This is a genomic window from Pseudomonas sp. SbOxS1 (assembly GCF_013416725.1).
Lineage (GTDB): Bacteria > Pseudomonadota > Gammaproteobacteria > Pseudomonadales > Pseudomonadaceae > Aquipseudomonas.
In genome coordinates, this window is the sequence record NZ_JAAVXC010000004.1 from 51978 (window position 1) to 78213 (window position 26236).

The 26236-nt window shown below is 62.1% G+C and carries 34 protein-coding genes; 5 read left to right on the forward strand and 29 right to left on the reverse strand.

All coding sequences use genetic code 11. The features are described 5' to 3' along the window. Positions 1-11: 11 nt before the first annotated feature. Positions 12-455 (reverse strand): hypothetical protein, encoded by a 444-nt coding sequence (locus HFK74_RS06415; RefSeq protein ID WP_180202806.1) that lies wholly within the window; start codon positions 453-455, stop codon positions 12-14. A 215-nt stretch (positions 456-670) separates the two neighbouring features. Here HFK74_RS06415 and HFK74_RS06420 point away from each other — a divergent pair, with 215 nt between their 5' ends. After that, entirely contained in the window at positions 671-1876 is a 1206-nt protein-coding gene (locus HFK74_RS06420) for an MFS transporter (RefSeq protein WP_180202807.1), read from the forward strand. A gap of 60 nt (positions 1877-1936) precedes the next feature. Here HFK74_RS06420 and HFK74_RS06425 read toward each other — a convergent pair whose 3' ends face one another. Then, positions 1937-2341 carry a type II toxin-antitoxin system HicB family antitoxin gene (locus HFK74_RS06425; RefSeq protein WP_008061213.1) on the reverse strand — a complete coding sequence of 135 codons (405 nt, stop codon included), beginning with the start codon at positions 2339-2341 and terminating at the stop codon, positions 1937-1939. Beyond that, entirely contained in the window at positions 2341-2553 is a 213-nt protein-coding gene (locus HFK74_RS06430) for a type II toxin-antitoxin system HicA family toxin (RefSeq protein WP_180202808.1), read from the reverse strand. The genes HFK74_RS06425 and HFK74_RS06430 overlap by 1 nt, the downstream gene beginning before the upstream one ends. Before the next feature lie 251 nt (positions 2554-2804). Between HFK74_RS06430 and HFK74_RS06435 the strand changes: the two genes are divergently transcribed. Then, a complete protein-coding gene (locus HFK74_RS06435; protein WP_180202809.1) occupies positions 2805-3272 on the forward strand; it encodes a helix-turn-helix domain-containing protein in 468 nt (155 codons plus the stop codon). Further along, on the forward strand, positions 3269-3844 hold the full coding sequence (locus tag HFK74_RS06440) for a PIN domain-containing protein (protein WP_180202810.1): 576 nt from the start codon (positions 3269-3271) through the stop codon (positions 3842-3844). Before HFK74_RS06435 ends, HFK74_RS06440 begins: the two co-directional genes overlap by 4 nt. 18 nt (positions 3845-3862) lie before the next feature. Here the strand turns inward: HFK74_RS06440 and phnP are convergent, their stop codons facing one another. The 23 genes from phnP to ccmA form a co-directional block, all read right to left on the reverse strand. Then, positions 3863-4612: a phosphonate metabolism protein PhnP gene (phnP, locus tag HFK74_RS06445; RefSeq protein WP_180202811.1), complete on the reverse strand. Its 750-nt coding sequence runs from the start codon at positions 4610-4612 to the stop codon at positions 3863-3865. Then, positions 4603-5169 carry a phosphonate metabolism protein/1,5-bisphosphokinase (PRPP-forming) PhnN gene (phnN, locus tag HFK74_RS06450; protein ID WP_180202812.1) on the reverse strand — a complete coding sequence of 189 codons (567 nt, stop codon included), beginning with the start codon at positions 5167-5169 and terminating at the stop codon, positions 4603-4605. Before phnN ends, phnP begins: the two co-directional genes overlap by 10 nt. Continuing rightward, positions 5169-6314 (reverse strand): alpha-D-ribose 1-methylphosphonate 5-triphosphate diphosphatase, encoded by a 1146-nt coding sequence (locus HFK74_RS06455; protein WP_180202813.1) that lies wholly within the window; start codon positions 6312-6314, stop codon positions 5169-5171. The genes phnN and HFK74_RS06455 overlap by 1 nt, the downstream gene beginning before the upstream one ends. Next, positions 6304-7023 (reverse strand): phosphonate C-P lyase system protein PhnL, encoded by a 720-nt coding sequence (gene phnL / locus HFK74_RS06460; protein ID WP_180203300.1) that lies wholly within the window; start codon positions 7021-7023, stop codon positions 6304-6306. The genes HFK74_RS06455 and phnL overlap by 11 nt, the downstream gene beginning before the upstream one ends. Then, entirely contained in the window at positions 7023-7832 is an 810-nt protein-coding gene (gene phnK / locus HFK74_RS06465) for a phosphonate C-P lyase system protein PhnK (RefSeq protein ID WP_180202814.1), read from the reverse strand. The genes phnL and phnK overlap by 1 nt, the downstream gene beginning before the upstream one ends. After that, on the reverse strand, positions 7829-8701 hold the full coding sequence (locus tag HFK74_RS06470) for an alpha-D-ribose 1-methylphosphonate 5-phosphate C-P-lyase PhnJ (protein WP_180202815.1): 873 nt from the start codon (positions 8699-8701) through the stop codon (positions 7829-7831). The genes phnK and HFK74_RS06470 overlap by 4 nt, the downstream gene beginning before the upstream one ends. After that, a complete protein-coding gene (locus HFK74_RS06475; RefSeq protein ID WP_180202816.1) occupies positions 8694-9770 on the reverse strand; it encodes a carbon-phosphorus lyase complex subunit PhnI in 1077 nt (358 codons plus the stop codon). The genes HFK74_RS06470 and HFK74_RS06475 overlap by 8 nt, the downstream gene beginning before the upstream one ends. Next, the gene (gene phnH, locus HFK74_RS06480; protein WP_180202817.1) at positions 9770-10360 is read right to left on the reverse strand and encodes a phosphonate C-P lyase system protein PhnH; all 591 of its coding nucleotides are present in this window, start codon (positions 10358-10360) and stop codon (positions 9770-9772) included. The genes HFK74_RS06475 and phnH overlap by 1 nt, the downstream gene beginning before the upstream one ends. After that, complete coding sequence (gene phnG / locus HFK74_RS06485; protein ID WP_180202818.1) at positions 10360-10809, reverse strand: phosphonate C-P lyase system protein PhnG; 450 nt, start codon at positions 10807-10809, stop codon at positions 10360-10362. Before phnG ends, phnH begins: the two co-directional genes overlap by 1 nt. Positions 10810-10820: 11 nt before the next feature. After that, positions 10821-11525, reverse strand: a complete 705-nt coding sequence (phnF, locus tag HFK74_RS06490) for a phosphonate metabolism transcriptional regulator PhnF (RefSeq protein ID WP_180202819.1) — start codon at positions 11523-11525, stop codon at positions 10821-10823. A gap of 37 nt (positions 11526-11562) precedes the next feature. Beyond that, positions 11563-12345 (reverse strand): phosphonate ABC transporter, permease protein PhnE, encoded by a 783-nt coding sequence (gene phnE, locus HFK74_RS06495; protein WP_180202820.1) that lies wholly within the window; start codon positions 12343-12345, stop codon positions 11563-11565. Positions 12346-12503: 158 nt separating this feature from the next. Beyond that, on the reverse strand, positions 12504-13517 hold the full coding sequence (phnD, locus tag HFK74_RS06500; RefSeq protein ID WP_180202821.1) for a phosphonate ABC transporter substrate-binding protein: 1014 nt from the start codon (positions 13515-13517) through the stop codon (positions 12504-12506). Between the two features lie 41 nt (positions 13518-13558). Beyond that, the gene (gene phnC, locus HFK74_RS06505; RefSeq protein WP_180202822.1) at positions 13559-14392 is read right to left on the reverse strand and encodes a phosphonate ABC transporter ATP-binding protein; all 834 of its coding nucleotides are present in this window, start codon (positions 14390-14392) and stop codon (positions 13559-13561) included. A gap of 388 nt (positions 14393-14780) precedes the next feature. After that, entirely contained in the window at positions 14781-15188 is a 408-nt protein-coding gene (locus tag HFK74_RS06510) for a hypothetical protein (protein WP_180202823.1), read from the reverse strand. 14 nt (positions 15189-15202) lie between these two features. After that, positions 15203-16405 (reverse strand): c-type cytochrome biogenesis protein CcmI, encoded by a 1203-nt coding sequence (ccmI, locus tag HFK74_RS06515; protein WP_180202824.1) that lies wholly within the window; start codon positions 16403-16405, stop codon positions 15203-15205. Then, positions 16402-16872 carry a cytochrome c-type biogenesis protein gene (locus tag HFK74_RS06520; protein WP_180202825.1) on the reverse strand — a complete coding sequence of 157 codons (471 nt, stop codon included), beginning with the start codon at positions 16870-16872 and terminating at the stop codon, positions 16402-16404. The genes ccmI and HFK74_RS06520 overlap by 4 nt, the downstream gene beginning before the upstream one ends. Next, positions 16869-17405, reverse strand: a complete 537-nt coding sequence (locus HFK74_RS06525) for a DsbE family thiol:disulfide interchange protein (RefSeq protein ID WP_008055373.1) — start codon at positions 17403-17405, stop codon at positions 16869-16871. Before HFK74_RS06525 ends, HFK74_RS06520 begins: the two co-directional genes overlap by 4 nt. Then, on the reverse strand, positions 17402-19390 hold the full coding sequence (locus HFK74_RS06530) for a heme lyase CcmF/NrfE family subunit (protein ID WP_180202826.1): 1989 nt from the start codon (positions 19388-19390) through the stop codon (positions 17402-17404). The genes HFK74_RS06525 and HFK74_RS06530 overlap by 4 nt, the downstream gene beginning before the upstream one ends. A gap of 3 nt (positions 19391-19393) precedes the next feature. Further along, positions 19394-19849, reverse strand: a complete 456-nt coding sequence (gene ccmE, locus HFK74_RS06535) for a cytochrome c maturation protein CcmE (protein WP_180202827.1) — start codon at positions 19847-19849, stop codon at positions 19394-19396. Continuing rightward, on the reverse strand, positions 19846-20022 hold the full coding sequence (gene ccmD, locus HFK74_RS06540; RefSeq protein WP_008055370.1) for a heme exporter protein CcmD: 177 nt from the start codon (positions 20020-20022) through the stop codon (positions 19846-19848). The genes ccmE and ccmD overlap by 4 nt, the downstream gene beginning before the upstream one ends. Beyond that, positions 20019-20774: a heme ABC transporter permease gene (locus HFK74_RS06545; RefSeq protein ID WP_008055369.1), complete on the reverse strand. Its 756-nt coding sequence runs from the start codon at positions 20772-20774 to the stop codon at positions 20019-20021. The genes ccmD and HFK74_RS06545 overlap by 4 nt, the downstream gene beginning before the upstream one ends. An 80-nt stretch (positions 20775-20854) precedes the next feature. Then, entirely contained in the window at positions 20855-21523 is a 669-nt protein-coding gene (gene ccmB / locus HFK74_RS06550; RefSeq protein WP_007980754.1) for a heme exporter protein CcmB, read from the reverse strand. Then, a complete protein-coding gene (gene ccmA, locus HFK74_RS06555; RefSeq protein WP_032831327.1) occupies positions 21520-22155 on the reverse strand; it encodes a cytochrome c biogenesis heme-transporting ATPase CcmA in 636 nt (211 codons plus the stop codon). The genes ccmB and ccmA overlap by 4 nt, the downstream gene beginning before the upstream one ends. A 198-nt stretch (positions 22156-22353) precedes the next feature. Here ccmA and HFK74_RS06560 point away from each other — a divergent pair, with 198 nt between their 5' ends. Further along, positions 22354-23922 (forward strand): flagellar hook-length control protein FliK, encoded by a 1569-nt coding sequence (locus HFK74_RS06560; RefSeq protein WP_180202828.1) that lies wholly within the window; start codon positions 22354-22356, stop codon positions 23920-23922. After that, entirely contained in the window at positions 23919-24248 is a 330-nt protein-coding gene (locus HFK74_RS06565) for an EscU/YscU/HrcU family type III secretion system export apparatus switch protein (protein WP_180202829.1), read from the forward strand. Before HFK74_RS06560 ends, HFK74_RS06565 begins: the two co-directional genes overlap by 4 nt. A gap of 148 nt (positions 24249-24396) precedes the next feature. Here HFK74_RS06565 and HFK74_RS06570 read toward each other — a convergent pair whose 3' ends face one another. From HFK74_RS06570 to HFK74_RS06580, 3 genes are read right to left on the reverse strand one after another with little or no spacing between them, the layout of a single operon-like run. Continuing rightward, positions 24397-24789, reverse strand: a complete 393-nt coding sequence (locus tag HFK74_RS06570; RefSeq protein ID WP_180202830.1) for a DUF2802 domain-containing protein — start codon at positions 24787-24789, stop codon at positions 24397-24399. Then, entirely contained in the window at positions 24790-25275 is a 486-nt protein-coding gene (locus tag HFK74_RS06575) for a chemotaxis protein CheW (RefSeq protein WP_007980742.1), read from the reverse strand. A gap of 42 nt (positions 25276-25317) precedes the next feature. Further along, positions 25318-26217 carry a CheW domain-containing protein gene (locus HFK74_RS06580; RefSeq protein ID WP_180202831.1) on the reverse strand — a complete coding sequence of 300 codons (900 nt, stop codon included), beginning with the start codon at positions 26215-26217 and terminating at the stop codon, positions 25318-25320. Between the last annotated feature and the right edge of the window lie 19 nt (positions 26218-26236).

The window sequence follows — 26236 nt, forward strand, 5'->3', positions numbered from 1 at the left end:
CCGTGGGTGTTTCAGCTCAGATTGCCGCAAAAGATAGCCTGGTGACCATCGGCCGGGCTTTCACGCACTACCAGCGCATAGCCCCCCGCTCGAAGTGTCTCGACCGGTACGGGTGCGCTTTTCCAGAAATATTGCATGGAGGCTTGCGAATAGAACCGCGCATTCGGGCCGTCATTCATGTCATAGGTGGGTTTGGCACCCAGGCTTCCACAGCTTCCCGGGTAGATGTAGGCCTGCAAACGACCTGGTAATGCGCTACCCATGGATTCTCCACTGACAGCAAACCAGAACACTGTTGTTTGCCCATCGGGCATCATGATTGGCCGGGCGATATTTCCGGCGTTGATGGAAGTAGCGTTCATGGGAACGTTGGTGACCTGACGATCAGGCACTGTCGAGCACCCGAAGATCGACCCAACCGCTACCACCAACGCCAGCGAAGATACGATTTTCATCGTGATACTCCCGCTTTGTAAGGACACGTTGAAGTGATCCCCCTGTAGATTTTAGCTGTCACGGTAAAACGGGCCGTTCTTCGGATAGCCGGTGTTGCTTGCATCGGCGGTGTCACATTGCGCAACGAAATGATTACTATCACTCCAATTACCTTCCGCTGCCTCATTCAGCCCTTTAGCCTGCGCGCATTCCCTTATTTCCATCGAGACACGTTATGAACCCAGCGACCCAGCTGCCCCATGGCACCGCGACAATGACCCGAGGCATGGTGCTGCTGTTCGCCTTCTGCTGTGGTGCGATCGTCGCCAACATCTACTATGCGCAGCCAATCATTGGCCTGATCGCACCGGACATCGGCCTGACCAGCACCATGGCCAGCCTGATCGTGTCGCTCACCCAGATCGGCTATGCCCTGGGCCTGTTTTTCCTCGTGCCCCTGGGTGATCTGCTGGAAAACCGCCGGCTGATGATCATCACCACCCTGGTGGCCATTGCCAGCCTGCTGGGCGCGGCGTTTACCGATCAGCCGAACGTGTTCCTGCTGATTTCGCTGCTGGTGGGCTTCAGCTCGGTGTCGGTGCAGATCCTGATTCCGCTGGCCGCGCACCTGGCGCCGGAAGAATCTCGTGGCCGCGTGGTCGGCGGGATCATGGGCGGTTTGTTGCTGGGGATCTTGCTGGCGCGACCGGTGTCCAGCGTGGTGGCGGATCATTTCGGTTGGCGGGCGATGTTTGTGATTGCCGCACTATTGATGGCGGCGATCAGCATCGTGCTGGCGGTGACCATCCCCAAGCGCCAGCCTGACCACAGCGCCTCCTACGGCCAATTGCTGGGCTCGCTCTGGACGCTGCTGCGCCAACAACCGGTATTGCGCCAGCGGGCGTTCTACCAAGGGTGCATGTTCGCCACGTTCAGCCTGTTCTGGACCGCCGTGCCGCTGGAACTGGCGCGCAATCATGGCCTGTCGCAAAGCCAGATCGCGATTTTCGCCCTGGTCGGCGCTATCGGCGCCATCGCCGCGCCTATCGCCGGACGCCTGGCCGACGCCGGTCACACCCGCATCGCTTCACTGCTGGCCCTGCTGGGCGCCAGCCTGAGCTTCCTGCCCGCCTTCATCCATCCGGCCTACAGCGTGATCGGCCTGGCCGTGACCGGCGTGCTCCTGGACTTCTGTGTGCAAATGAACATGGTCCTCGGCCAACGCGCGGTCTACGCCCTGGACGCCAAAAGCCGCAGCCGCCTGAATGCGTTGTACATGACCAGCATCTTCATCGGCGGCGCATTTGGCTCATCCGTGGCCAGTGCGGTGTACGAACACGGCGGCTGGTTGTGGATCGTGGTGGTCGGCAGCGCGTTCCCACTGTTGGCGTTGTTGCGGTTCCTGAGTGTTTCGCAGAAGCCTTCGTTGGCGACGGCGTAAAGACTCAAGCACCTGGCGGGCGAGTCGGATTGCCCGCCAGGTCTACGTTGCGAGTCCCCCTCAATTGCGCACCAGTTTCTCCATCGCCGCATCCGCCAGGAACGACGACCGGCTTTTGACATTGTGCTCGCGCACATAGCGGTCAATGCGCTGGATCACATAACCAGGCAACGTCACGTTGACCTTCTCGGTCTTGCCCAGGTACGGCGAGATGTCCAGCTCCAGCATGCCCCAGCCCATGTCGGCGAACTCGGGATTACTGCGATGCACCGAAGCCGAAGTCGGCATCGGAATCGGCTCTCCGTCCGCCGCCAACTCCTGCAACATGATGTGGGCGATTTCGACGGCTGCGTTGTAGGCCTCTTCAAAGCTGTCCCCGGCGGTTACCGCACCTGGGATATCGGGGATCTGGATACCGATGGCGGTGTTCTCATCGCCCCATTCGATACAGATTGGATATTGCATTATGGATCTCCTGCGTAACTGGCTGGCGGGCAGTACAGCCCGGCTCGCCTCCTGATGCTCTTGACCGTTCCGACCGGCAAATCCTTTTTCGGATGGGGAACGGGAATGGTGTACGGGTTGTAACGGTGGGTGAAGATGTGATGACTGCCAGTGACCCGGTCCAGGGCCCAACCCGCCTCCATCAGTTCCTTGATCAATAGCCTGCTCTGCACCACCAGCCTCCTTGCTTTGGTCTAAACAAAAATAACTCTAGAGTTATCTTTACTCAAGCACAAAAACCGCAAGTGCGACGTTCGGTTGTATTGCGGGGTGTGATGAAAGAAGGCCTCATGCCAGCGTGTTATGCAGTTGGTCGCAGGGTAGCTGAGAAACGAGGAGGGAATTTTGTCCGTTTCGTTTATTGCGATTTTCGATTATTTCGAATAATCTGCCAACATCGATTATCAAGATATGGAAAACCGTCATGTCGACAGTCATTCATCCGTCAATCAACCTGCCCGTTGAGCGAGAAGTTAAGGCAGCAATCGAAGGGCAACGTGCCTTGGCCGCCTATGTCGCCACTCAACTGGAAACCCAACCCATCCAGATTTTCGACGAGCAGAACGAGGCACATACCGTCGAACTTCCGACCTCGGCACTCCGACTATTGGTCGACATCCTGGCAGCACTCGCTGCGGGCAACGCCGTCATGGTGGTTCCGGTTCACGCCGAGCTAACCACGCAGGAAGCAGCAGACCTGCTCAACGTCTCACGTCCGCACCTGATCAAACTGCTCGAATCCGGCGAATTGTCCTACCACAAAACCGGCAAGCACCGACGTGTGCGCTTTGCCGATCTGATGGACTATAAAAAACGGCGCGATGCAGCCAGCGAACAAGCAATGATGCTCCTCGCCGAGCAGGCACAAGCGTTAAGGACAGGATACGAGTGAGGCACTCCTCTTTTACCGCTGTATATGACGCTTGTGTGCTTTATCCCGCGCCCTTGAGAGACTTTCTGATGTGGCTCGCACTCTGCGGCCGTTTCAGAGCGCGATGGTCAATGGAGATACATGACGAATGGAAACGCAATCTGCTGAGAAACCGTCCGGACCTGACCGCAAGCCAACTGGATCGCACATCCGAGTTGATGGATCAGGCCATACCTGACGCTTGTGTCACCTGTTATGAGGCGCTGATCGAAGGGCTGACTCTGCCCGATATCGATGATAGGCATGTGCTCGCAGCCGCGATTCGCTGCAATGCCAGTGTCATCGTGACTTTCAATCGGAAAGACTTTCCCTGTGCAGCACTGGCTCCATACGGTATCGAGGCTCAACATCCAGATGAGTTCGTTGATAATCTTTTTGACCTGGATCCCGCGGCAGTGATCTCAGCGGCCGAACGGCAACGCAAGCAGTTGAAAACACCTCCGATGGATGTCAGCACCTATCTCGACCTTCTGTTGCGCCAAGGGTTGGTTCGGACGGTGAAAGGACTGAACAGGTACCGAGCGATGCTTTGAAGGCAATTGCACCCGCCGCTACAGCACACACCCGTCAAAGCCCACACTGACATTGCCCGGCAAATCGTGGCGATGCTCGATCAGCCACGCATCCAGCGTATGCCCGACATGCGTCAACACCGTCGACGAGGGTCGCAACTCGTCAACGCACTGCAACGCCAGGTTCAGGTCGTTGTGGTTACGCGGCGCCTGGGGTTGTGGGGGCATCGAGCAATCGAGCACCAGTAAATCCAGTGACTGGCGTTGCAGCCAACTCATTGTTTGCGGCGGCAGGCCCACGGTATCGGTCAGGTAGGCGATCCGGCGGCCTTCGCCCTCCAGCAGGTAACCGAGGGTCGGTTTTGAATGCAACAAGGGCAACGCGGTAACGCTCAGCGTGCCGAAGGCGCGGGTTTCAAAAGCCTCGAATGGCTGGCTGAAGTCGAGAATGCCCGGGTGCTTGTAGAGGTCGGCCAGGCCTTGCGGGTCGATCGGGCCGTGAACCGGAATCACCAAACCCTGCCCCCAGCGCAGATGCAGTAAACCCTGGGCATGATCGGCGTGGTAGTGGGTCTGGAAAATGCCGTTGAAGCTGCGCGGCGGGAAGCGTTCGGTGAGGTCTGGCAGGCCGCTGTCGATCAACCAGCGCTGATCGCCGCATTCGATCAGCGCGCAGCACGGGCGACGTTGCAATTGCCCGTCGATACGCGCCCGGGCGCAGGCCAGGCATTCGCAGCCATACACCGGGACCTGCCGGGCATCGCCGGTGCCCAACAAGGTCAGGCGCATTGGGCGGGCTCGTCGAGGCAGGCCAACAGTCGATCGACGGTGTGCTCCAGCGGCCCGGAGTTGTCGAGCACATGCACTGTCGGATCATCGGCCAGCAGGTGCTCGTTGAAACGGGCATTGCGCGCCAGGCGCTGATCGATCTCGGTCACGGACTCACGCCCACGCGCCAGCAAGCGCTGGCGCAACACCGCCTGGTCCACGGTCAGCAACACCGCCAACACCTGCGGATAACGTTCGCGAGTGTTCTGCAGATGCCCCCGCGAGCCGTTGACCAGCACATCCTGGCCGGCAGCCAGCCAGTCGTCGATTTCCCGCGGGATGCCGTAGTACAAGCCATTGGCGTGCCAGCTCAGGGCAAAGGCGCCCTGGGCCTGCATCTCGGTGAACTGCTGCGGGCTGACGCCCAGCGCCGCCTCGCCCACAGCTTCCGCCGAACGGGTGATGACCCGTCGCACGATACGGCAGCCGCGCTCGGCCAACCGCTCGCGCGCGGCATCGAGCAGGCTGTCCTTGCCCGAACCCGAAGGCCCGATGAGATAGATCAACCTGCCTGCCATCAAAACACCCTCTTCGCTTGTCGCCATACTTGCTGGACCACCGGTAAACCCTCCTGGCTGCGCGCTTGCACCAGGTCGGCGCGCAAGCCCGCTGCAATCTCGCCGCGATCATTGAGCCCGGCGGCTCGCGCCGGGTTCAGGCTGACCATGCGCACCGCTTCGGCCAACCCGATCCGATCACTCTGCGCCGCCAACGCGAACGCCGATTGCAGCAGGCTCGCCGGGTAGTAATCGCTGGACAGAATGTCCAGCAGCCCTTCGGCGGCCAGATCGGCGGCGGCCACGTTACCCGAGTGCGATCCACCGCGCACGATGTTCGGTGCGCCCATCAACACTTTCATGCCCCGCTCCCGGCATCCGCGCGCCGCCTCGACGGTGGTCGGGAACTCGGCGATGGTCATGCCATAACGCGCCGACTCTTCGACGTGGGCCAGGGTCGCGTCATCATGGCTGGCCACCGATAACCCGCGGGCCAGGCAGTGTTCGACAATCGCGGCGCGATAACGGTCGCTGTAGCTGCGGGAGTTGGCCATTTGCAAGGCGATGAATTCATCCATCTGCGTCGTGGTCAGGTGGTACTTGCCCATGTAGTACTCACGGTACTTGGATTCCAGCACGAACTGGCGCTGACCCGGCGAGTGGTCCATCACCGACACCAGTTGCACCAGCGGGTTTTCCACCAGGTCGCGGAACACGCTCAGGGTGTCCGGGTGGCACAACTCGCAGCGCAAGTGCAAACGGTGTTCGGCGCGGGTCAACCCGGCGCCCGCGGCGCTGGTGATCGCTTCCAGCATCGCCGGCAACTTCTGCATGCGATTGCCTTTGGGGTTCACGTCGCCGATGGACACCGCGTCGAACACCATGGTGATGCCGGCTGCGATGATCTGTGCATCGTGGCTGAGCACCGCCGGGACGGACGGCCAGTCCACCCCCGGGCGCGGGGTCATGTGGCGTTCCAGGTTGTCGGTGTGCAGCTCCACCAGGCCGGGCAGAAGGTAATCGCCGTTGAGGTCCTGGGCCTGGGGCAAACGGCTCGGACCTTCGCCGACATCGGCGATCAAACCGTCGCGCAGCACCACGGTGCCGTAGAACACGCGGTCAGCGGTGACCAGTTGGGCATTGCTGAGGATCTGTTCAACGGGCATCGGCGCATTCCTTTTCGGTCACAGCGGCTGGCGTCATGTCGAGATGGCGATCGGCGACCGCCTTGCGGGCGACGTGGTCGTGGAAGATGCCGATCAACGCGGCACCGGCTTCCTTGGCTTCATTGATCAGTTGCAGCACCACTTGACGATTGCTGTCGTCGAGGGAAGCCGTCGGCTCGTCGAGCAGCATCACCGGCCACGCCACCATGAAACCGCGGGCGATGTTGACCCGCTGCTGCTCGCCCCCGGAAAAGGTGCCGGGCGCCAGTTGCCACAGGCGTTGTGGAATATTCAGGCGGCTGAGCAGCAGCTCGGCACGGGATTGCGCCAGGTGTCTCGACCAGCCACGGGCCAGGGCCGGCTCCATCACCACGTCCAGGCAGGCGACTCGCGGGATCACCCGCAGGAACTGGCTGACATAACCCAGGGTACGTTGGCGAACCTGCAGAATGTCCCGGGGCTCGGCGCCCACCAGCTCCAGCCACTGCCCGTCGTGCTGCACGCGGATGCTGCCGCCCGCTGGCAGATAGTTACCGTACAAGGTACGCAGCAAGGTGCTCTTGCCGGCGCCGGACTGGCCGTGCAGCACCAGGCATTCACCGCCCGCCACACTGAAATCGACCCCGCGCAAGACGTTGAGGACTACGCCGTTCTGCTGATGCAGGGTGAAGGTTTTCGAGAGGTCACGGACCTCGATCAAGGTATTCATCATGGCTGCAACACCGAAGACACCAGCAGTTGAGAGTAAGGGTGCTGCGGATCGTCGAGGATCTGATCGGTCAGCCCGGTTTCCACCACCCGCGAGCGGCGCATCACCATCAAGCGATCGGCCAGCAGCCGCGCCACCGCCAGGTCGTGGGTGACGATCACCACCGCCAGGTCCAGCTCACGCACCAGCCCGCGCAGCAAGTCGAGCAAGCGCGCCTGCACCGACACGTCGAGGCCACCGGTCGGTTCGTCCATGAACACCAGGCGCGGGCTCGACACCAGGTTGCGGGCGATCTGCAGGCGCTGCTGCATGCCGCCGGAAAAGGTCCGGGGCAAGTCATCGATGCGCTGCGGGTCGATTTCCACCTGACTCAGCCAGTCCAGCCCGGCGCCACGCAGTTGCTGGTAATTGCGCACGCCCTGGGCCATCAGCCGTTCGCCGATGTTGGCCCCGGCGGACACGCCCATGCGCAAGCCGTCCCGCGGATTCTGTTCGACGAAGCCCCATTCGGTGCGCAGCAAGGTGCGGCGCTCGGCTTCGCTGGCGCTGTAGAGGTCCAGCCATTGGCCCTGTTGGTCGCGATACCCGATGTTGCCGCGCAGGGGTGGCAGGCGTCCGCTGAGCAACGAGAGCAACGTCGACTTGCCCGAGCCGGATTCGCCAACAATGCCCAGCACTTCACCGGGGTACAGATCGAAGCTGACGTCCTGGCAGCCCTTCTCGGGCCCGTACAACAGCGACAGCTCGCGCACTCGCAGCAGCGGCTCGGCGGTGGATACGGACAGTCCGTTTTTCAGCGCCTGGTTCATTGGCCCTGCTCCTGCTGGCTGACGCGCTGGGCGCAGTAATAAGTGTCGGAACAGACGAAGCTCTGGGTGCCGGCGTCGTCGAGGATCAGCTCGTCGAGGAACGAATCACAGCTGCCGCAAATGGCGCAGCACTCGTCCCACTTCTGCGCTTCGAAGGGGTGGTCCTCGAAGTCGAGACTGGTGACCCGGGTATACGGCGGCACTGCGTACAGGCGCTTCTCGCGGCCAGCACCGAACAGCATCAGCGCCGGGCTCATGTCGAGTTTCGGATTGTCGAATTTGGGGATCGGCGACGGATCCATCACGTAGCGCTCGTCGACCATCACCGGGTAGGCGTAGGCGGTGGCGATATGGCCGAAGGTGGCGATATCTTCGTAGAGCTTGACGTGCATGACCCCGTAATCGTTGAGGGCGTGCATGGTCCGGGTCTCGGTTTCCGACGGTTCGATAAAACGCAACGGCTCCGGAATCGGCACCTGGTAGACCATGATCTGATCGGCGTGCAGCGGCGTTTCCGGGATGCGGTGACGGGTCTGGATCACCGTCGCCTGCGGCGTGCTTTCGGTGGTGGCGACGCCAGCGGTACGGGCAAAAAAACGACGGATCGACACGGCGTTGGTGGTGTCGTCGGCGCCCTGGTCAATGACCTTGAGCACGTCATCGTCGCCGAGAATCGCGGCGGTCAACTGCATGCCGCCAGTGCCCCAGCCGTAAGGCAACGGCATCTCGCGGCCACCGAACGGCACCTGGTAACCGGGGATCGCCACGGCCTTGAACAAGGCGCGGCGGATCATGCGCTTGGTCTGCTCATCGAGGTAGGCAAAGTTGTACGCCGCGTCGCGGACCGGCGCTTGGGTCATGTCATTCATGGCTTTGCCCCTCGGCAGGCTTGCGCAATTTGCGGATCAGTTCCAGTTCGGCCTGGAAGTCGACGTAGTGAGGCAGTTTGAGGTGGGAAACGAAGCCGGCGGCCTCGACGTTGTCGCAGTGCATCAGCACGAATTCTTCCTGCTGCGCCGGGGACACGATCTCTTCGTTGTACTCGTCGGCGCGCAATGCCCGGTCGACCAGCGCCATGCCCATGGCCTTGCGCTCGGCATGCCCGAAGGCCAGGCCATAGCCACGGGTGAACTGTGCAAGCTCGGTGGCCGAGCCGACGAACTGGTTGACCATCTCGCACTCGGTGACTTCGATGCTGCCCAGGTTGATCGGGAACCCCAGTTCTTCAGGGTCGATCCACACCTCGACTTCACCGATGCGGATTTCCCCGGCGAACGGGTGGTTGCGCCCGTAGCCACGCTGGGTCGAATAGCCCAGCGCCAGCAGGAAACCTTCGTCGCCACGGGCCAGGGCCTGCAAGCGTTCGGCGCGGCTGGCGGGCAGTTCCAGCGGATCGCGGGTGATGTCGGCGACGTTGTCGCCGTTGTCCGATTCGTTCTTGATCAGGCCTTCCTTGGCCAGCAGGCCGAGCACGCGCGGGCAGGCCTCCAGGCTGGCGTTCGGCGTGGTTTGCGGCCCCGGATATTCGCCTTCGGCAAGCAGCGCGAAGTCGAGCAGGCGATGGGTGTAGTCGAATGTCGGTCCCAACAGCTGGCCACCGGGTACGTCCTTGAATGTGGCGGACAGACGACGGCTCAGTTGCATGTTCGAGGTGTCGATCGGCAGGCTCGGGCTGAAGCGCGGCAACGTGGTGCGGTAGGCACGCAACAGGAAGATCGCCTCCACCAGATCCCCCGCCGCCTGCTTGATCGCCAGCGCGGCGAGTTCTTCGTCGTACAGCGAGCCTTCACTCATTACCCGCGCTACCGCCAGCGGCAGTTGCTGGCGGATCTGCTCGACACTCAGCTCAGTGACCGAGGTATCGCCCCGGCGCTTTTTCGCCAGCAGGCGATGGGCATTGTCGATGGCCTGTTCGCCACCCTTGACGGCTACGTACATCAGGCACGCTCCTCTGTGATGCGGGTACTGCGCGGCAAGCCGATCAGGTCATGGCCGGCGGCAAAAAACAGGTCGAGCCCGCGGGGGAATTCGTTGCGTCGTTGACGTTCGTGCCAAAAGCCATCGGCCACTGGCAGCGCAACGTCGTTTGCGGTTTCGATCCCCGGCCCGCGCCAGGCCAGGCCTGCCCCGCCGTCGAGACTTTGCAGCTGGACCAGCAAGGTGCAGGACTGATCGGGATAGCGGTCGTTGCCATGGTCGAAACCGCTCAGGTCGAGCAGGTCGTCGGCGGCGAGCAAGGCAAACCGCGCGTCTTCACGATTGGCGGTCATTGGGCAGCCGCAGTGGAACGCCAGGTTGGTGCGGATCAATGGCGTGTCGAACGTCGGCGCCAACCACAGCGGCGTGTCGACATCCAGCAACGAAAGGCACAGTGCGTAGGTCGCAGGCATAAGGCCTTCGAGGCTCGGCGTGGCCTGCAGGGTCTGGATCAAACCGGGACCGGCGAGTGCCTTGAGCGCCGCGCGAAACCCGCGCTGGGCATCCAGTACCGGGTCGGCGAACGCCGGTTGCAATAGCTGTGCGCTCATCAGTTTTCTCCTCGCACCAGGGTGAAGAATTCGACTTTGGTGGCGGCGGTCTCCGCCTCTTTCCGGGCCCGGCGTTCGGCCTGGGCTTTGGCCAGCGGCGTGATCACTTGATCGAGCCAATGGCGCTGCTGTGTGCCCTGCAAATGCGCATCGGCGAGCGCGGCCAGTTCGGCGTGGACCTTGTCGCGGCCCGCCAGGTAGCTGTAGCCGGTGCGACCATCGGCCAGGCGCACCACGCAACGGGTGACGCTCATTTCGCCGACGTTGAACGGCGCGCCGTTGCCACCCATGCGGCCACGGACCAGGGTCATGCCGATTTCCGGGGCGCGGATCAGTTGGTACTCGATGTCGCGCAGTGCGGCTTCATGGGGCTGCAATTCATCGCGACGGGCACGGGCCAGCACACCGATCCAGTGCTGCCGCTCGGTGTGGGGTACAGGGTTGTGCATGGCGTTCTCCATCAGGTGACGACCTGGTACTGGAAGCGATCCGAGCGGCTGGTGGACTGGGCCAGCTCCACCGCACGGCCATCGCGATCGCGGGAAAGGGTAAACACGCTCAGCGCCGGCAAATGCCGGGGCATCATCAGCAACGCGGCTTCTTCGCGGTTGGGCAAACGGGCGCCGATCAGGCTCTGGGTGCGGGTCAGCGGCAGGTCGCGTTCGCTCAGGTACTGGCGCAAAGACCCACCGGTGTAGTCCGCCAACAACGGCGCATGACTGGCGCAATAGCGATGACGAATCAGGCTGACGGGCTGACCGTCGAGCTTGCGCAGGGTCTGCAGTTCGATCATCGGTGCCATCTCGGCAATTCCGAGGTGCTGCGCTTCTTCACGACTGGCGAAGCAGTAGCGGCGCTTGAGCAACACCGCCTCGACGCCCAGGCCCTGGGCCGACAACGACTGGCTGTAGGCACTGTCGGCGGTCATCGAATAAATCAGTGGCCGCTCCAGTACTTGGGTGCCCTTGCCCTGGCGCCGCAGCAGGCTGCCTTCGAACACCAGCTCATCGATGGCCCGGCGCAAGGTATGGCGATTGACCCCGAAGCGTTCTGCCAACTGCACTTCCGCCGGCAGGAAATCCCCGGCGCGGTAGTCCGCCAGTTCCCGACGCAGGATGTCGGCCAATTCGCGGTACACCGGCTCATCTTGTCTAGACAACTGCATACTTTAAAAAAAGCGCCCGGGGGCACCCCTCCGAAAATCAGATGAACTGCTTGCGCAGGCGTTGCGACAGGATGTCGATCAGGCTGACGACGACGATGATCACCAGCAGGACGGCGCAGGTTTGAACGAACTGGAAGGCGCGGATGTTCTCCCACAGGATCACGCCGATCCCGCCGGCACCGACCATCCCCACCACCGTCGCCGAGCGCACGTTGGCCTCGAAGCGGTACAGCGCGTAGGAAACCCACAGCGGCATCACTTGCGGGATCACGCCGTAGATCACTTCTTGAAGGGCGCTGGCACCGGTGGCGCGTACGCCTTCGACCGGGCCTGGGTCAATCGCCTCGACCGCTTCGGCGAACAGCTTGGCGAGTACGCCAGTGGTGCTGATCCACAACGCCAGGACACCGGCAAACGGGCCCAGGCCGACCGCCACCACGAACAACATGGCGAACACCATTTCGTTGATCGAACGGAAGGCGTCCATCACCCGGCGCAACGGTTGGTGTATCCACCAGGGGGTGATGTTTTCCGAGCAGAGAATGCCCAGCGGGACTGAGCAGACAATCGCCAGCACCGTGCCCCACAGGGCGATTTGTACGGTGACGATCATTTCCTTGAGGTACGAGCGCCATTCATGGAAGTCCGGCGGGAAGAAATCCGCGGCGAACGTCGCCATGTTTCCCGAGTCGCGGTACAGCGCCATCGGATTCATTTCGGCGCCATGCCAGGCCCAGGCCAGCAGGACCAGGAACAGGCCCCAACCGGCGTATTGAGGCCAGGTACGCTTGTCGACAGCTTCAGCGTGCAGAGTGGTCATAAGGGTTCTCTAAAAAAGGCGCGACACATCAGAAATTGCCTGGTGCAAAACCTGTAGGAGTGAGCCTGCTCGCGATGGCGGTATGCCAGTCGACATCGATGGCGCATGTGCCGCCGTCATCGCGAGCAGGCTCGCTCCCACAGTTGTCCTGCGGTGAATCAACCGGCGGTGGCGGCGGTCTTTTTGTCGCTCTTTTCAAGCGAGGTGATGCGCTCTTGCAGCTTGGCCAGCTCGGCGTCGATCTCGGCCAGTTTTTTGGCTTTTTCGCCAGCCTCAAGCTTGCTGTCAGCACTGATCGTGCTGCGCTGCTTGAACAGCTCCAGCTGACGGATCGGCAACAGTTGGTCGTCGCTGGACTTGAGGAACTTGCCCAGCTGCATACCCGCAAGCACGGCTTTCTCGGCATCGGTATCGCCGTAGCTGAAGATGAAATCGCGGATCTTGGCCTTCTCGATGTCGCTCAGCGCCTTGCTCCACACCAGCGGGTCGGCGGGAATCAGCGGCGACTTCCAGATCACCTTGAGCAGTGCAGCCTTGTCCGGCTGGGTGACTTCCAGGCGATCCCAGCTTTCGGTGTTGAAGGTCGCCACGTCCAGTTGCCCCTTGGCCACGCTCAAGGCATTGACCTCATGGCTGGAGTTGAGGGTGCGTTTGAACGCGGTGGCGGCATCGACGTTGTTCTTGGCGAACACGTAGTAGCCCGGCACCAGGTAGCCCGAGGTGGAGTTCGGATCACCGTTGCCGAAGGTCAGGGTCTTGGCGTTCTTGAGCATGTCATCGACAGAATTGATCGGGCTGTCCTTGCGCGCGATCAGCAGGCTCCAGTAACCGGCTGCACCACTGGCAGCGGCGGTCTGGGCGAAGATCTCGCCATTGGAGCGGTCCACCGCCTCGATGGCAGCCTTGTTGCCCAGCCAGGCGACGTCGACCTTGTTGAAGCGCATGCCCTGGATCAACCCGGCATAGTCCGAGGCGAACGTGGCGTTGATCTTCAGGCCGGTCTTCTTCTGCATGTCATCCAGGAACGGCTGCCAGATGCTCTTGAGGTTCTGCGAGGACTCGGTGGACATGATGCCGAAGTTGATGGCTTTTTCTTCAGCCTGGGCGGTGCCCAGCACACAGCCGGCGAGCAGTGCTGCACCAGCAAAAACGCGACCGATACGGTTCAACATGGAAAGGTTTCCTGAGGGTGAACGGTTGGGAAAAAGAGGATTCACGCGCGCGCCAACACCAGCCGGGGCGCGGCTTCAGCTGGGCGAAGCTGGTCGGAACACATCAGGCTGGTGTCGATGTCGGCACCGTACAAATCGTTGAGGAACTGGCTGCTCAGCTCGCTGGCACGGCCATCGAAATGAATGCGTCCGCCCTTGAGCGCTACGGCACGCGGGCAATAACGGGTGGCGTAATCCACTTGATGCAGGGTCACCACCACCGTCTTGCCGTCGCGGCGATTGATATCGGCGAGGATCTCCATGACCTTGCGTGCGGACTCCGGGTCCAGGGAAGCGATCGGCTCATCCGCCAGGATCACCTCGGCACGCTGGGTCAGCGCCCGGGCAATCGCCACGCGCTGCTGCTGACCACCGGACAGGGTCGAGGCCCGTTGCCCCGCCAGATCGGCCAGGCCAACACGGTCCAGGGACTCCAGGGCGAACTGTTTTTCCTCGGCGTTGAACAGGCACAAATTGCCCCGCCAGCGCGGCATGCGCCCCAGGCAACCGAGCAGCACGTTGTCGAGCACGCTCAGGCGATTGACCAGGTTGAACTGCTGGAAGATGTAGCCGATGTCGGCACGCAAGCGCCGCACCTTGCCATTGAGCCGGCCGCTGGCCTGCACTTCGCGCCCCAGCACCTTGACGCTACCGCCGTTGTTGCGATCGCAACAGGCCAGGCCGGCCAGATGGCGCAGCAACGTGGATTTGCCGGAGCCGGACGCGCCGATCAGCGCGACCATCTCACCGGACGCGATGGTCAGCTCGAGGTCGACCAGTGCGGTTTTACGCGCAAAGGTCTTGTTCAGATGATCGACATGGATAGCTGCGTTCATGGGCTTCTCTGTCTGGTTGAACAGCCGTCCGTGGCCGTATTTGAGTTCAACCGACTTTAGGCACCGGGCGTGTCAGCCCTATGACTCGCACAAGTCGCTGGAATAACTATTTGATGAAGGTTTTGTGAAAGGTTGAGCGGGAGGGATCAGCGCTGAACCTATGGGGGTGAGCCTGCTCACGAATGATCGTTCCCACGCTCTGCGTGGGAATGCCGCCAGGGACGCTCCGCGTTCCGCTGACGACGCATGACGTGAGCCGTGCGCAATGGTGACGCGGAGCGTCACAGGACGCATTCCCACGCAGAGCGTGGGAACGATCAGATCAGAGCGGTGATCCCACGATTTTCCGCATGCACAAAAAAGGCGACCCCGAAGGTCGCCTTTTGCATCACTGCCCGAATTGCCGTCCCAAACCACCCGGCACTCCATGAATATCCGTCTCCTCCCACGGCCCTTTCGGGCTGATCGAGCGGCTCCAGCCGTTGTCCCAACGGTAGTAGGTGCGTTGGCGGTAGAAGGTGTTCGGCTGATCGTCGAGCACGTACACACCCAGTTTCGGGTCCCAATGACTATTGCCCCCCGGTGGCGGCGCAAAGCTCGCCGAGGTGCGCGGCAGCGGCTTGGCCGGTTTAGCGGGAGCCGTCGGCTTGCTTGGCGCCGTCGAGGGCGCCGGTTTGGTGCTGGGCTGCGACGGCGGGATCCGTGGCGGGGTCGGCTCTTCAGGTGGCCGTTGGACCGCACAAGCGCTCAGCCCCAAAACAACGCTGAGCAGGGTGATACGAGCAATGGCGGTCATGGTGGCGTTTCCTGTTATTTATCCGGGCTGTCGATGGTCAGTTCTTGCGGCGCGGTGGTGCTGCTGGCCAAGGGCTGGCTGCGACCGATCCACTCACCCGCCGTCGGTTGGCCGGCGCGGGAAATGCGTGCAACCAGTTGGACTTCAGGGAAGTTCGACAGTTTCAATTGCGGCATCATTGCATCGCCATCACCCAACTCGACAGTGGCCGGCAGATCGGCCACGGTCAGGCGCTTGGCCGCCAGTGGCGCGGGAGGGCCCGAGGTGGCGCGGGCGAAGATGAACACGCTGTCGCCCGGCTGGACCTTGGCCTTCAGGTCGGCCGCCAGGTCCACCCGAACCTTGAGCAGCGCTGCCGGCTTGACCGCTGGCGCTTGGGCCACCTTGCCACCGCTGGCCACCAGTTTCTCGCTGGCGCGGGTAATACCACCCTGCAGCGCGATACGGGACTGGTCGTCCGGCGGCAGTTGCTCCAGCAGGCGATTCCAGTAATCGATCGCTTCCTGATAACGCTGGCCTTCGAAGGCAGCGATGCCCAGCAGGCCAAGGCTGGTGACTTCTTTCGGATCGGCCTTGAGTGCTTCGTCAGTCAGGGCCTGGACCTTGTCCGACCACTTCTTGCCATCGGCGAAATACTGGGCCTGGGCCCATTGTCCCAACAGTTCAGGTTGGCGCCCGGCGAGGTTCACGGTGCGCTCGAAGACTTTCGCCGCATCAGCCGGACGATCCTGGGTCATGTAGGTGCGACCGAGGAAGTACAACGCTTCGGCGGAATCGGGTTGCGCCGCGACCGCGCGCTCCAGGCGCCGGGTCATTTCTTCCATCGACTGCGGCGCCTGGGCGAATTCCCGGGTCAGCTCGACTTTGTCGCTGGCACCGAAATGCAGGTACAGCCCCAGGCCCAACACCGGGACCAGGATGGCGGCCAGCAATGGTGCCACCTTGCCCAGGCGCGTCACCCGCGGCGCAGCGACGCCTTCGGTGTCGGCGAGCAATTCACGGGCGGCTTCGGCGCGGCCAGCGTCCATTTGCGCGGCATCGAGAACACCCTCTTGCTGCTGAACCTGAAGCTCAGCCACGCGCTCCTGATAGAGCGCCACGTTCAGGGCAGTACGATCCTCTTCGAGCTGGGCGCGACGGCTACGCAGAACGGGGATCAGCAGAAAACTCAGGGCCACCAGGAGCAGCAGGCCTGCAGCGAGCCAGAAATCAATCATTCTTGGTTTTTATCCAACAGTTGATCGAGGCGCTTGCGCTCCTCGGCAGAAAGCGAGCCCGGCGTTTCGGCGCGTTGCACGCGGCGACGGCGCACGATCACCGCGATGATCACCACACCGCCCAGCAGCAGGCCGGCGGGGCCGAACCAGAGCAGCGCGGTCTTGGCGTTCAGGGCCGGTTTATAGCGGACGAAATCACCATAGCGATCGACCATGAAGTCGATGATCTGCTGGTTGTCCTTGCCCTCACCGAGCATGCGGAAAATCTCTTTGCGCAGGTCGGCGGCGATCGGTGCGTTGGAGTCGGCGATGTCCTGGTTCTGGCACTTGGGGCAACGCAGCTCCTTGGTCAGCTCGCGAAAACGCTCGCGATCACCTTCCTTGGCGAACTCGTAGGTGTCGATGGCGGCGTGGGCCACGCCGGCCAGGCTCAAGCCCAGGATAACGGCGGCAATCCAGCGCTTCATGGCTTGGCCTCGTCGACCAGCGCCTGGTACTTGGCCGCCAGTTTTTCGCGCCAGACCTGCTCGTCGATCACGCCGACGAATTTGTCGCGGATGATGCCCTTGGCGTCGATGAAGAAGGTTTCCGGGGCGCCGTACACACCGAGGTTCAAGCCCAGGGTGCCGGCGTCGTCGCGGATGTCCAGTTGATAGGGGTTGTGGAAATCCGCCAGCCACTTCAGGGCGTCGGCGTTGACGTCCTTGTAGTTGATGCCGTAGATCACCACGCCCTTTTCGGCCAGCTTGTTCAACACCGGGTGCTCGACCCGGCAGGAAATGCACCAGGTGCCCCAGACGTTGACCAGCGCCGGCTTGCCGAGAATGTCGGCGCGGGTCAGGGTCTTGTCGCCCTGCACTGCCGGCAGGGAAAACTCCGGAAAGGGTTTGCCGATCATCGCCGAGGGCAACTCGGCCGGGTCCAGGTACAGACCGCGATACAGGAAAACAGCCACCACCAGGAAAATCGCCAGTGGCAAGAGCATCAACCAACGCTTCATGCAGTCGCTCCAGACATGCCCAGTGCTTCACGCACACGGGTTTTCACCTTGACCCGATAACGCCCGTCCAGCGCTGCCAGCAAGCCGCCGAGACCGGTGAGCAAACCACCGAACCAGATCCAGCGCACGAACGGCTTGACGTGCACGCGTACCGCCCAGGCGCCATCTCCCAAGGGTTCGCCCAGTGCGACGTAGAGGTCACGGGTGAAACCGGCGTCGATCCCGGCCTCGGTCATCACCGAATTCTGTACCGTGTAGAGGCGTTTTTCCGGGTGCAGCACGCTGACTTCCTTGCCGCCCTTGATCACCCGGACGGTGCCCTTGTCTGAGGTGAAGTTCGGGCCTTCGAAGTGTTTGGCGCCTTCGAAGATGAACTGATAACCGCCCAGGGCCATGGATTCGCCGGGCGCCAGGCGCAGGTCGCGCTCGGCACTGTTCTGGCTCGACAACACCACGCCCAGGGCGCAGACGGCGATGCCCAGGTGTGCAACCTGCATGCCCCAGTAGCTGCGGGTCAGGGTCGGCACGCCTTTGATCAGGCCTTTGTGCCGAGTCTTGTCGAAGATGTCTCGCACACCGGCCAGCAACACCCAGGCTGCGAGCATGAAGGTCGCCAGCACCGCCCAGTTGAAATCGCCGTAAGCCACGCCAGCCACCACCGCCAGCGCGGCGCTGCCGAGCAGTACCGGGGTCAGCATGCTCAGCAGCCACTTCACCGGGGTGTCTTTCCAGCGCACGATCACGCCGACCGCCATCACCAGCATCAACAAGGCCATCAACGGAATGAACAGCGCGTTGAAGTACGGCGGGCCGACCGACAGCTTGGCGCCGGTCATGGCATCGAGAATCAACGGATACAAGGTGCCCAGCAGGATCATCGAAGCCGCCACCACCAGCACCAGGTTGTTACCCAGCAACAGGGTTTCCCGGGACCAGAGGTTGAAGCCGACCTGGCTCTTGACCACCGGAGCGCGCAAGGCGAACAGCGTCAGCGAACCACCGACCACGAACAGCAGGAAGATCAGGATGAACACGCCGCGCTCGGGGTCCGAGGCAAAGGCATGCACCGAGGTCAACACGCCGGAACGCACGAGGAAGGTGCCCAGCAGGCTCAACGAAAAGGCGGCGATGGCCAGCAACACGGTCCAGCTCTTGAACACGCCACGTTTTTCCGTGACCGCCAACGAGTGAATCAGCGCGGTGCCCACCAGCCAGGGCATGAACGAGGCGTTTTCCACCGGGTCCCAGAACCACCAGCCGCCCCAGCCGAGTTCGTAGTAGGCCCACCAGGAGCCGAGGGTGATGCCGATGCCGAGGAAGGCCCAGGCGACGATGGTCCACGGACGCGACCAGCGCGCCCACGCGGCATCCAGGCGACCGCCCATCAGCGCTGCGATCGCGAACGCGAACGCCACCGAGAAACCGACGTACCCCATGTACAGCATCGGCGGGTGTACGATCAGGCCGATATCCTGCAGCAACGGGTTGAGGTCGGCGCCATCGCTGGGCATTTGCGGCAGGATGCGCTTGAACGGGTTAGAGGTGAGGATCAGGAACAGCAGGAAACCGGTGCTGATCATGCCCATCACTGCCAGCACCCGTGCCAGCATCACCTGCGGCAACTGCCGGGAGAACACCGACACGGCAAACGTCCAGCCGCCGAGGATCAGCGCCCACAACAGCAACGAACCTTCGTGCGCGCCCCATACGGCGCTGAATTTGTAGTACCAGGGCAAGGCACTGTTGGAGTTGCTGGCGACATAGGCGACGGAGAAGTCGTCGGCCATGAACGCATAGGTCAAGCATGCAAAAGCGAACAGCAGGAAGGCAAACTGCCCCCAGGCCGCTGGCTGGGCCAGGCTCATCCAGAAACGGTCACCGCGCCAGGCGCCGACCAATGGCACGACGGCCTGAACCAGCGCAAAACACAGCGCCAGGATCATGGCCAGGTGGCCCAGTTCGGGAATGAAGATGCCGGAAGTCATGGATCAACCCTCCTTAGCGGGTGTTGGGGCGGATTGACCACTGTCTTTCAAGGCCTTGGTCACTTCCGGCGGCATGTACTTTTCATCGTGCTTGGCCAGCACTTCATCGGCTACCACCACGCCTTCGGCATTGAGCTTGCCCAAGGCGACGATGCCCTGCCCTTCGCGGAACAGGTCAGGCAGGATGCCGCGATAGGTGATGGTCACGGATTTGTTGAAGTCGGTGACGACGAACCTCACGTCCAGCGAGTCGCTGGAGCGCTGCAGGGAGCCCGCCTCGACCATGCCGCCGGCGCGGATGCGCGTGCCCTGCGGGGCTTCGCCATTGGCGATCTGGGTCGGCGTATAAAACAGGTTGATGTTCTGCTGCAGGGCGCTCAGGGCCAGGCCCACGGCGGCGCCGACCCCGACCAGGATCGCCAGAATAATGATAAGACGCTTTTTACGCAGCGGATTCACTTGCCGTTCTCCCGGCGCAGACGACGCGCCTCTTGTTGCAGATACCGCTTGCGGGCCAGGATCGGCGCCGCCACGTTAAGGGCCAGCACCGCCAGGCAGATGCCATAGGCCGACCAGACATACAGGCCATGATGGCCCATGGCGAGGAAGTCGCCGAATGAAGCAAAACTCATCGAACGACCTCCAGGCTGTTTTCCACTTCGGCTTTCACCCAACTGGCCCGAGCCTCGCGCTTGAGCACTTCGAGGCGCATGCGCAGCAGCAACACCGCGCCGAAGAAACAGTAGAAACCCAGCGCCGTCAGCAGCAACGGCAGCCACATCTCGGCGGGCATCGCCGGTTTTTCCGTGAGGGTGAAGGTCGCGCCCTGGTGCAGGGTGTTCCACCACTCCACCGAGTACTTGATGATCGGGATGTTGATCACGCCGACAATCGCCAGCACCGCGCAGGCCTTGGCCGCGCTGTCACGATTGCTGATGGCGTTGCCCAGCGCAATAAGACCGAAGTACAGGAACAGCAGGATCAGCATGGACGTAAGGCGTGCATCCCAGACCCACCACGAGCCCCAGGTCGGCTTGCCCCAGATCGCCCCGGTGACCAGCGCCACGGCGGTCATCCAGGCACCGATGGGCGCCGCGCACTGCAGGGCGACGTCGGCCAGCTTCATCTTCCACACCAGCCCGACGATGCCGCACACCGCCAGCATCACGTAGATGGACTGCGCCAGCATGGCGGCCGGAACGTGGATGTAGATGATGCGGAAGCTGTTGCCCTGCTGGTAGTCAGGCGGCGCGAAGGCCAGGCCCCAGACCACGCCGACGCCGATCAGCAGCAACGCCGCGACGCTCAACCATGGCAGCAGTTTGCCGCTGATGCCGTAAAACCATTTGGGCGAGCCGAGCTTATGAAACCACGTCCAGTTCATTACTGTTTCCATCACGGTTGCCGCTCGTTGTCACGAGACAGCCAAAGGGTCTTTACTGGTCAATTTTTGACCAGACCTCATTATTCGCCGACGCTGATCTTCAGGCCAGCGGCTATTGCAAAGGGTGTCAGGGTTATCGCCAGGGCGGTCAGGCTGCCAAGCCACAAGAGATAACCGGTCGCCGGCATGCCCTGCAAGGCTGCCTGCAAGGCGCCACTGCCAAGGATCAACACCGGGATGTACAACGGCAGAATCAGCAAGGCCAGCAACAGGCCGCCACGCTTCAAACCGACCGTCAACGCCGCGCCCACCGCACCGAGCAGGCTCAGTACCGGTGTACCCAGCAATAAAGAAAGCAGCAACACCGGCAGACAGGCGGCAGGCAAACCGAGCATTAACGCCAGCAAAGGTGCGAGCAAAACCAGTGCCAGGCCGGAAAAAGCCCAGTGTGCCAGCACCTTGGCCAAAACCAGAAGAGCCAGGGGGTGCGGCGAAAGGACCCACTGTTCCAGCGACCCATCCTCGAAATCACTGCGGAAAAGCCCGTCCAGCGAGAGCAGGACCGATAAAAGGGCCGCCACCCAGACCAGTCCCGGAGACAAGGTTTGCAACAATTGAGACTCGGGACCGACCGCCAGCGGGAACAGCGAAACGACGATGGCGAAGAACACCAACGGATTGGCCAGTTCAGCCGGGCGGCGGAACAGCAGACGGGCCTCACGGGCGACCAACAGGCCGAAAACACTCATACGGCCCAGTTCCCCAGATCAATGTCGCGATAAGCGGCCGGCAGGCGGCTCAGCGTGTGGTGAGTAGTCAAGACCACCATGCCACCGCGCTCGCAGTGGCCGGCCAGATGTTCTTCGAGCTGCGCCACGCCTTGCTTATCGAGGGCGGTGAACGGCTCATCGAGTATCCACAGCGGCGGACTGTCCAGATACAACCGCGCCAGTGCCACGCGGCGCTGTTGACCCGCGGACAGCGTGTGGCAGGGAACATCCTCGAAACCACGCAGCCCGACAGCCGCCAGGGCCTGCCAGATCGCCTCGTGTGAAGCCGGTTGATGCAGGGCACACAGCCAGCTCAGGTTCTCTTGCGGGGTCAGCAAGTCCTTGATGCCGGCAGCATGGCCGATCCACAAGAGATTGCGTGCAAGCTCCGCACGTTGCTCGCTCAGCGGCTGACCGTTGAGCAGCACTTGACCGGCGGTCGGGTGCATCAGGCCGGACAACAGGCGCAACAGACTGGTCTTGCCACTGCCGTTGGGACCACTGATTTGTACCATTTCGCCACTGGCCATTCTCAAATCGAGATTTTCGAAGAGCAGCCGAAGGTCTCGCTCACAGGCAAGGGCAACGGTTTGCAGGACTGGACTGGTCAAGGGTTCACGGGCCTTATACGGTTCAAGTCGGCGCTGGTGCGGCCGTTAAAGAGATGCAGGATAAAGGTATTGGCGGCCCGGACGAGAGAGCTGCGTCAATTAACTGTGAAATTTTCCGCATTCTGTATACAACGGGGCGGCATTATACATGCCATTTCCTACTCTCAAGCGTGCATTTTCCCAAGGTTGTGACCGCGTATGACAGGCGAAATGAACATCCTCCCGCTCCCGCAGGCCACCGCGACGACCCCGCGTGCGCCGGCGGTCAGTGGCGAGTTGCTCAAGCTGCTGACGCCGACGGAGGGCCTGATCACTGCCGGCCAGACCGCCAAGGCTGAAGTGCTGTCGCTCAAGCAGGCGGATCAGGCCTTTCAGTTACTGCTCAAGCTCACCCTCGAAAACGGTCGGCAGACCATGCTCCAGGCCATCAGCAATCAGCCCTTGGCCCAAGGCACCCGCATCGCGGTCACCCAGCCTTCAGCGGGTAACCTGGCGGTCACCGTGCAGCAAGCCATCGCCGCAAGCGTCGCCACCCTCACCCGCATCGACACGGCGCAACTGCCGGCGGGCACCCTGCTGCAGGGTAAAGTGCTGACCTCCCAGGCGTTGCCGCCTGTACCGGGGCAAGCCACGGTGTTCCGCTCGATGGTCAGCCTGCTCAACACTGTGCTGAGCGGCAGCACCCTTAGCATCGACAGTTCGCAGCCGTTGCGCATCGGCACCTTGCTCAGCGCCCAGGTGCAGGACGCTCAGACCTTGAAGTTCGTACCCTTGAGCAGCCGCCAGGAACAATTGGCCGTGACCCAGCAACTTGTCAGCCAACAAAGTCGCCAGGGCTCGCTGGACGGCTTGCTCAAACTGCTGCAAAACCTGCCGCCCTCGACACAGACTTCAAGCGACCTGCGCACGGCCGTGGACAGATTGCTCGCCGGCCTGCCGGACATCCAGCAATTGAGCAGCGCCAAAGGCCTGGCCCAGGCGCTGGCCAGCAGCGGTGCATTCCTGGAATCGAAACTGCTGGGCGGCCAGAACCTGGCGCCCGACATGAAAGGCGACCTGCTCAAACTGATCGGCCAGCTGTCATCCGGGCTGCCTGCCAGCACCCAGCTCAGCGCGATCATCGCCGCCAACACCCTGGCCCAGGCCATGCCGAGCTTTGTGCGCAATGCCTTGGGCATGCTCGGCCAGGTCAGCGCCAAGCCGTCGCCGACCGGATTCCCGCTGCCTGAGCGGCTGTTGCAAAGCGCCGAAGGCGAAGACGACCTGGAACACCTGCTGCGCCTGGCCGCCGCCGCGGTTTCACGCCTGCAAAGTCACCAGCTGTCCAGCCTGGAGCAGAGCGGTGTCACGCCGGACGGGCGCCTGATGAGTACCTGGCAGCTGGAGATTCCGATGCGCAACCTGCAGGACATCGTGCCATTGCAGGTCAAATTCCAGCGCGAAGAGGCTCCCGAAAGAGAACAACCCAAGGAACGCCAGGAGGAACGAGCGCCCAAGCAACAACTGTGGCGCATCGAACTGGCGTTCGCCATGGAACCGCTCGGGCCGTTGCAGGTTCAGGCACAGCTGATCCAGGGCAGCCTCAGCAGCCAACTGTGGGCCGAACGCGCCTACACCGCCAGCCTGATCGAAAACAACCTGGCGGCCTTGCGCCAACGAATGCTGGCCGCAGGGCTGAACGTCGGTGATCTCGACTGCCATTTGGGCAAACCACCCCAGGGTCCGCAAACCCGCCTCGAACAACGCTGGGTCGACGAAAACGCATGAAAAACCCCAACGCCCCACGCCAGGCCATCGCCCTCAAGTACGACGGCACCCACGCCCCTACCCTCACGGCCAAGGGCGACGAAGAACTGGCGGAAGAAATCCTGCGCATCGCTCGCGACTGCGAAGTGCCGATCTACGAAAATGCCGAGTTGGTGAGCCTGCTGGCGCGGATGGAGTTGGGGGACAGTATCCCGCAGGAGTTGTATCTCACGATTGCCGAGATCATTGCGTTTGCGTGGAACTTGAAGGGGAAATTTCCGGCGGAGCAGGATGCGGATGGGCTGATGGTCGAGAAGGACATCACCGAACGCGGGGATGACTACTGAAGGTTCCAGGACGCCATCGCGAGCAGGCTCGCTCCCACAGGTGATCTTCGCTGAACACATGTTCTGTGCCCGACATGGAACGACTGTGGGAGCGAGCCTGCTCGCGATTGATCGTTCCCACGCTCTGCGTGGGAACGATCCGGGCGGCTCAGTTCTTGTGCACCTTGCTCATCAACTCCGCCTCGGCCTGGGTCAGGCCGCAGGACTGGGTCAGTTCGTCGACGCTGGCGCCCATGCCGACCAGTTTTGCCGCCTGGTCAAAAGACAGGCTCTTGGGATCGCGTTGTTCCAGCCGGGTCAGCTTGTCCGGCAATGGCTCGACGAGCGCACGCAATTCCTGCAGCTCTTCGCCCATGCGCACATTGCCGTCCTGGTAATTGTCGACGCGCCTGCCCAGGTCCTTGATGCGCTGGTCGCGCTGCGCATCGCCCTGGGCCTGTTGCGCGGCGATCAGCTTTTGCCCGCGGATGTAGGCCAAAAACATTGCCAGCGTGCCTGCCCAGAACAGAAAGAGGACAATGACCGCCACTTCGAGAATCAATCAGATACTCTCCAGTTCCGACCATTCTTCTTCGCTCATCATCTTGTCCAGTTCGACAAGGATCAGCAGTTCGTTGTTCTTGTTGCACACGCCTTGAATGAACTTGGCGGATTCTTCGTTACCGACGTTCGGCGCTGTCTCGATTTCCGACTGACGCAGGTAAACCACTTCGGCCACGCTGTCGACCATGATCCCGACCACTTGCTTGTCGGCTTCGATGATGACGATGCGGGTGTTGTCGCTGATTTCGGCATTCATCAGGCCGAAGCGCTGGCGGGTGTCGATCACGGTGACCACGTTGCCGCGCAGGTTGATGATGCCCAGCACATAGCTCGGAGCGCCCGGTACCGGGGCGATTTCGGTGTAGCGCAGGACTTCCTGGACGCGCATCACGTTGATGCCGTAGGTCTCGTTGTCCAGCTTGAAGGTGACCCATTGCAGGATCGGATCTTCGGAACCCTTTGCCGCCGTCGCCTTGTCATTCATACCCTGATCCCCTCAAGAAACCGCCCTGGCGGTATTGTTCTGTTATTTGGTTTTATGGGGTGGCTTCGTGCCACCCATGTGCCTGGCCCCACCGCTGGCGATCAACTCGGCCAGTTCGGAGACATCGAGCAATGCACACATGTGTTCAATCACCGTGCCCGCCAGCCACGGCCGTTGGCCACGGTGGCTGCGCCATTTGATTTCGTTCGGGTCCAGGCGCAACGAGCGACTGACCTGATGCACCGCCAGCCCCCACTCGTAGCCCTGGACGGAAATCACGTATTGCAGGCCCTGCTTGAAATCCTCGCGGTAACGATCGGGCATGACCCATCGTGCCGTGTCCAACACCTTCAGGTTGCCTGCCTGGCTCGGCAAGATGCCGAGGAACCACTCCGGCTGGCCGAACAACGACGTCAGCTCGTGACCGGCCAGTGGATAGATCGAACCCAGGCACACCAGCGGCACCGCCAGGGTCAACCCGGCGACATCGAACAACAGGCATTCGAAAGGTTCGGCGGCCCAGGCGGGTCGACCGTCGGTTTCTGCCGGTGGTGGCGTGTCAGCGGGTGGCAGATGCACTTCCACCACGGGTGGTACCAGTACCTGTTGGTCTTCGACGGCGGGTGGCACCCAGGTTTGCAGCAAGGGTGCGATCGTCGAGACCGGTGCCAGAACAGGTGTCGGGGCATCGATCACCGCAACAGGTGCTTTCACTACCGGCGCTACCGCCGGGGCAGCCACGACGACGATGTTCTGTGCATCGCGAGCCTGCTCTTCGAGAACTGCCGCCTGGAATTCGTCCAGCACAACTTCAGCCTCAATCACCTCGGGAGGCGTTTCGGTGGGCGTTTCAAATTCTTCGGTGATGTCTTGCAGCAGGCTGTCCAGATAGGACTGCAGCGCCAGTTGCGGGCGTGAGGTGGTCTTCAATAATGAATTCATAAGCGTGCCCCTGTAGGAG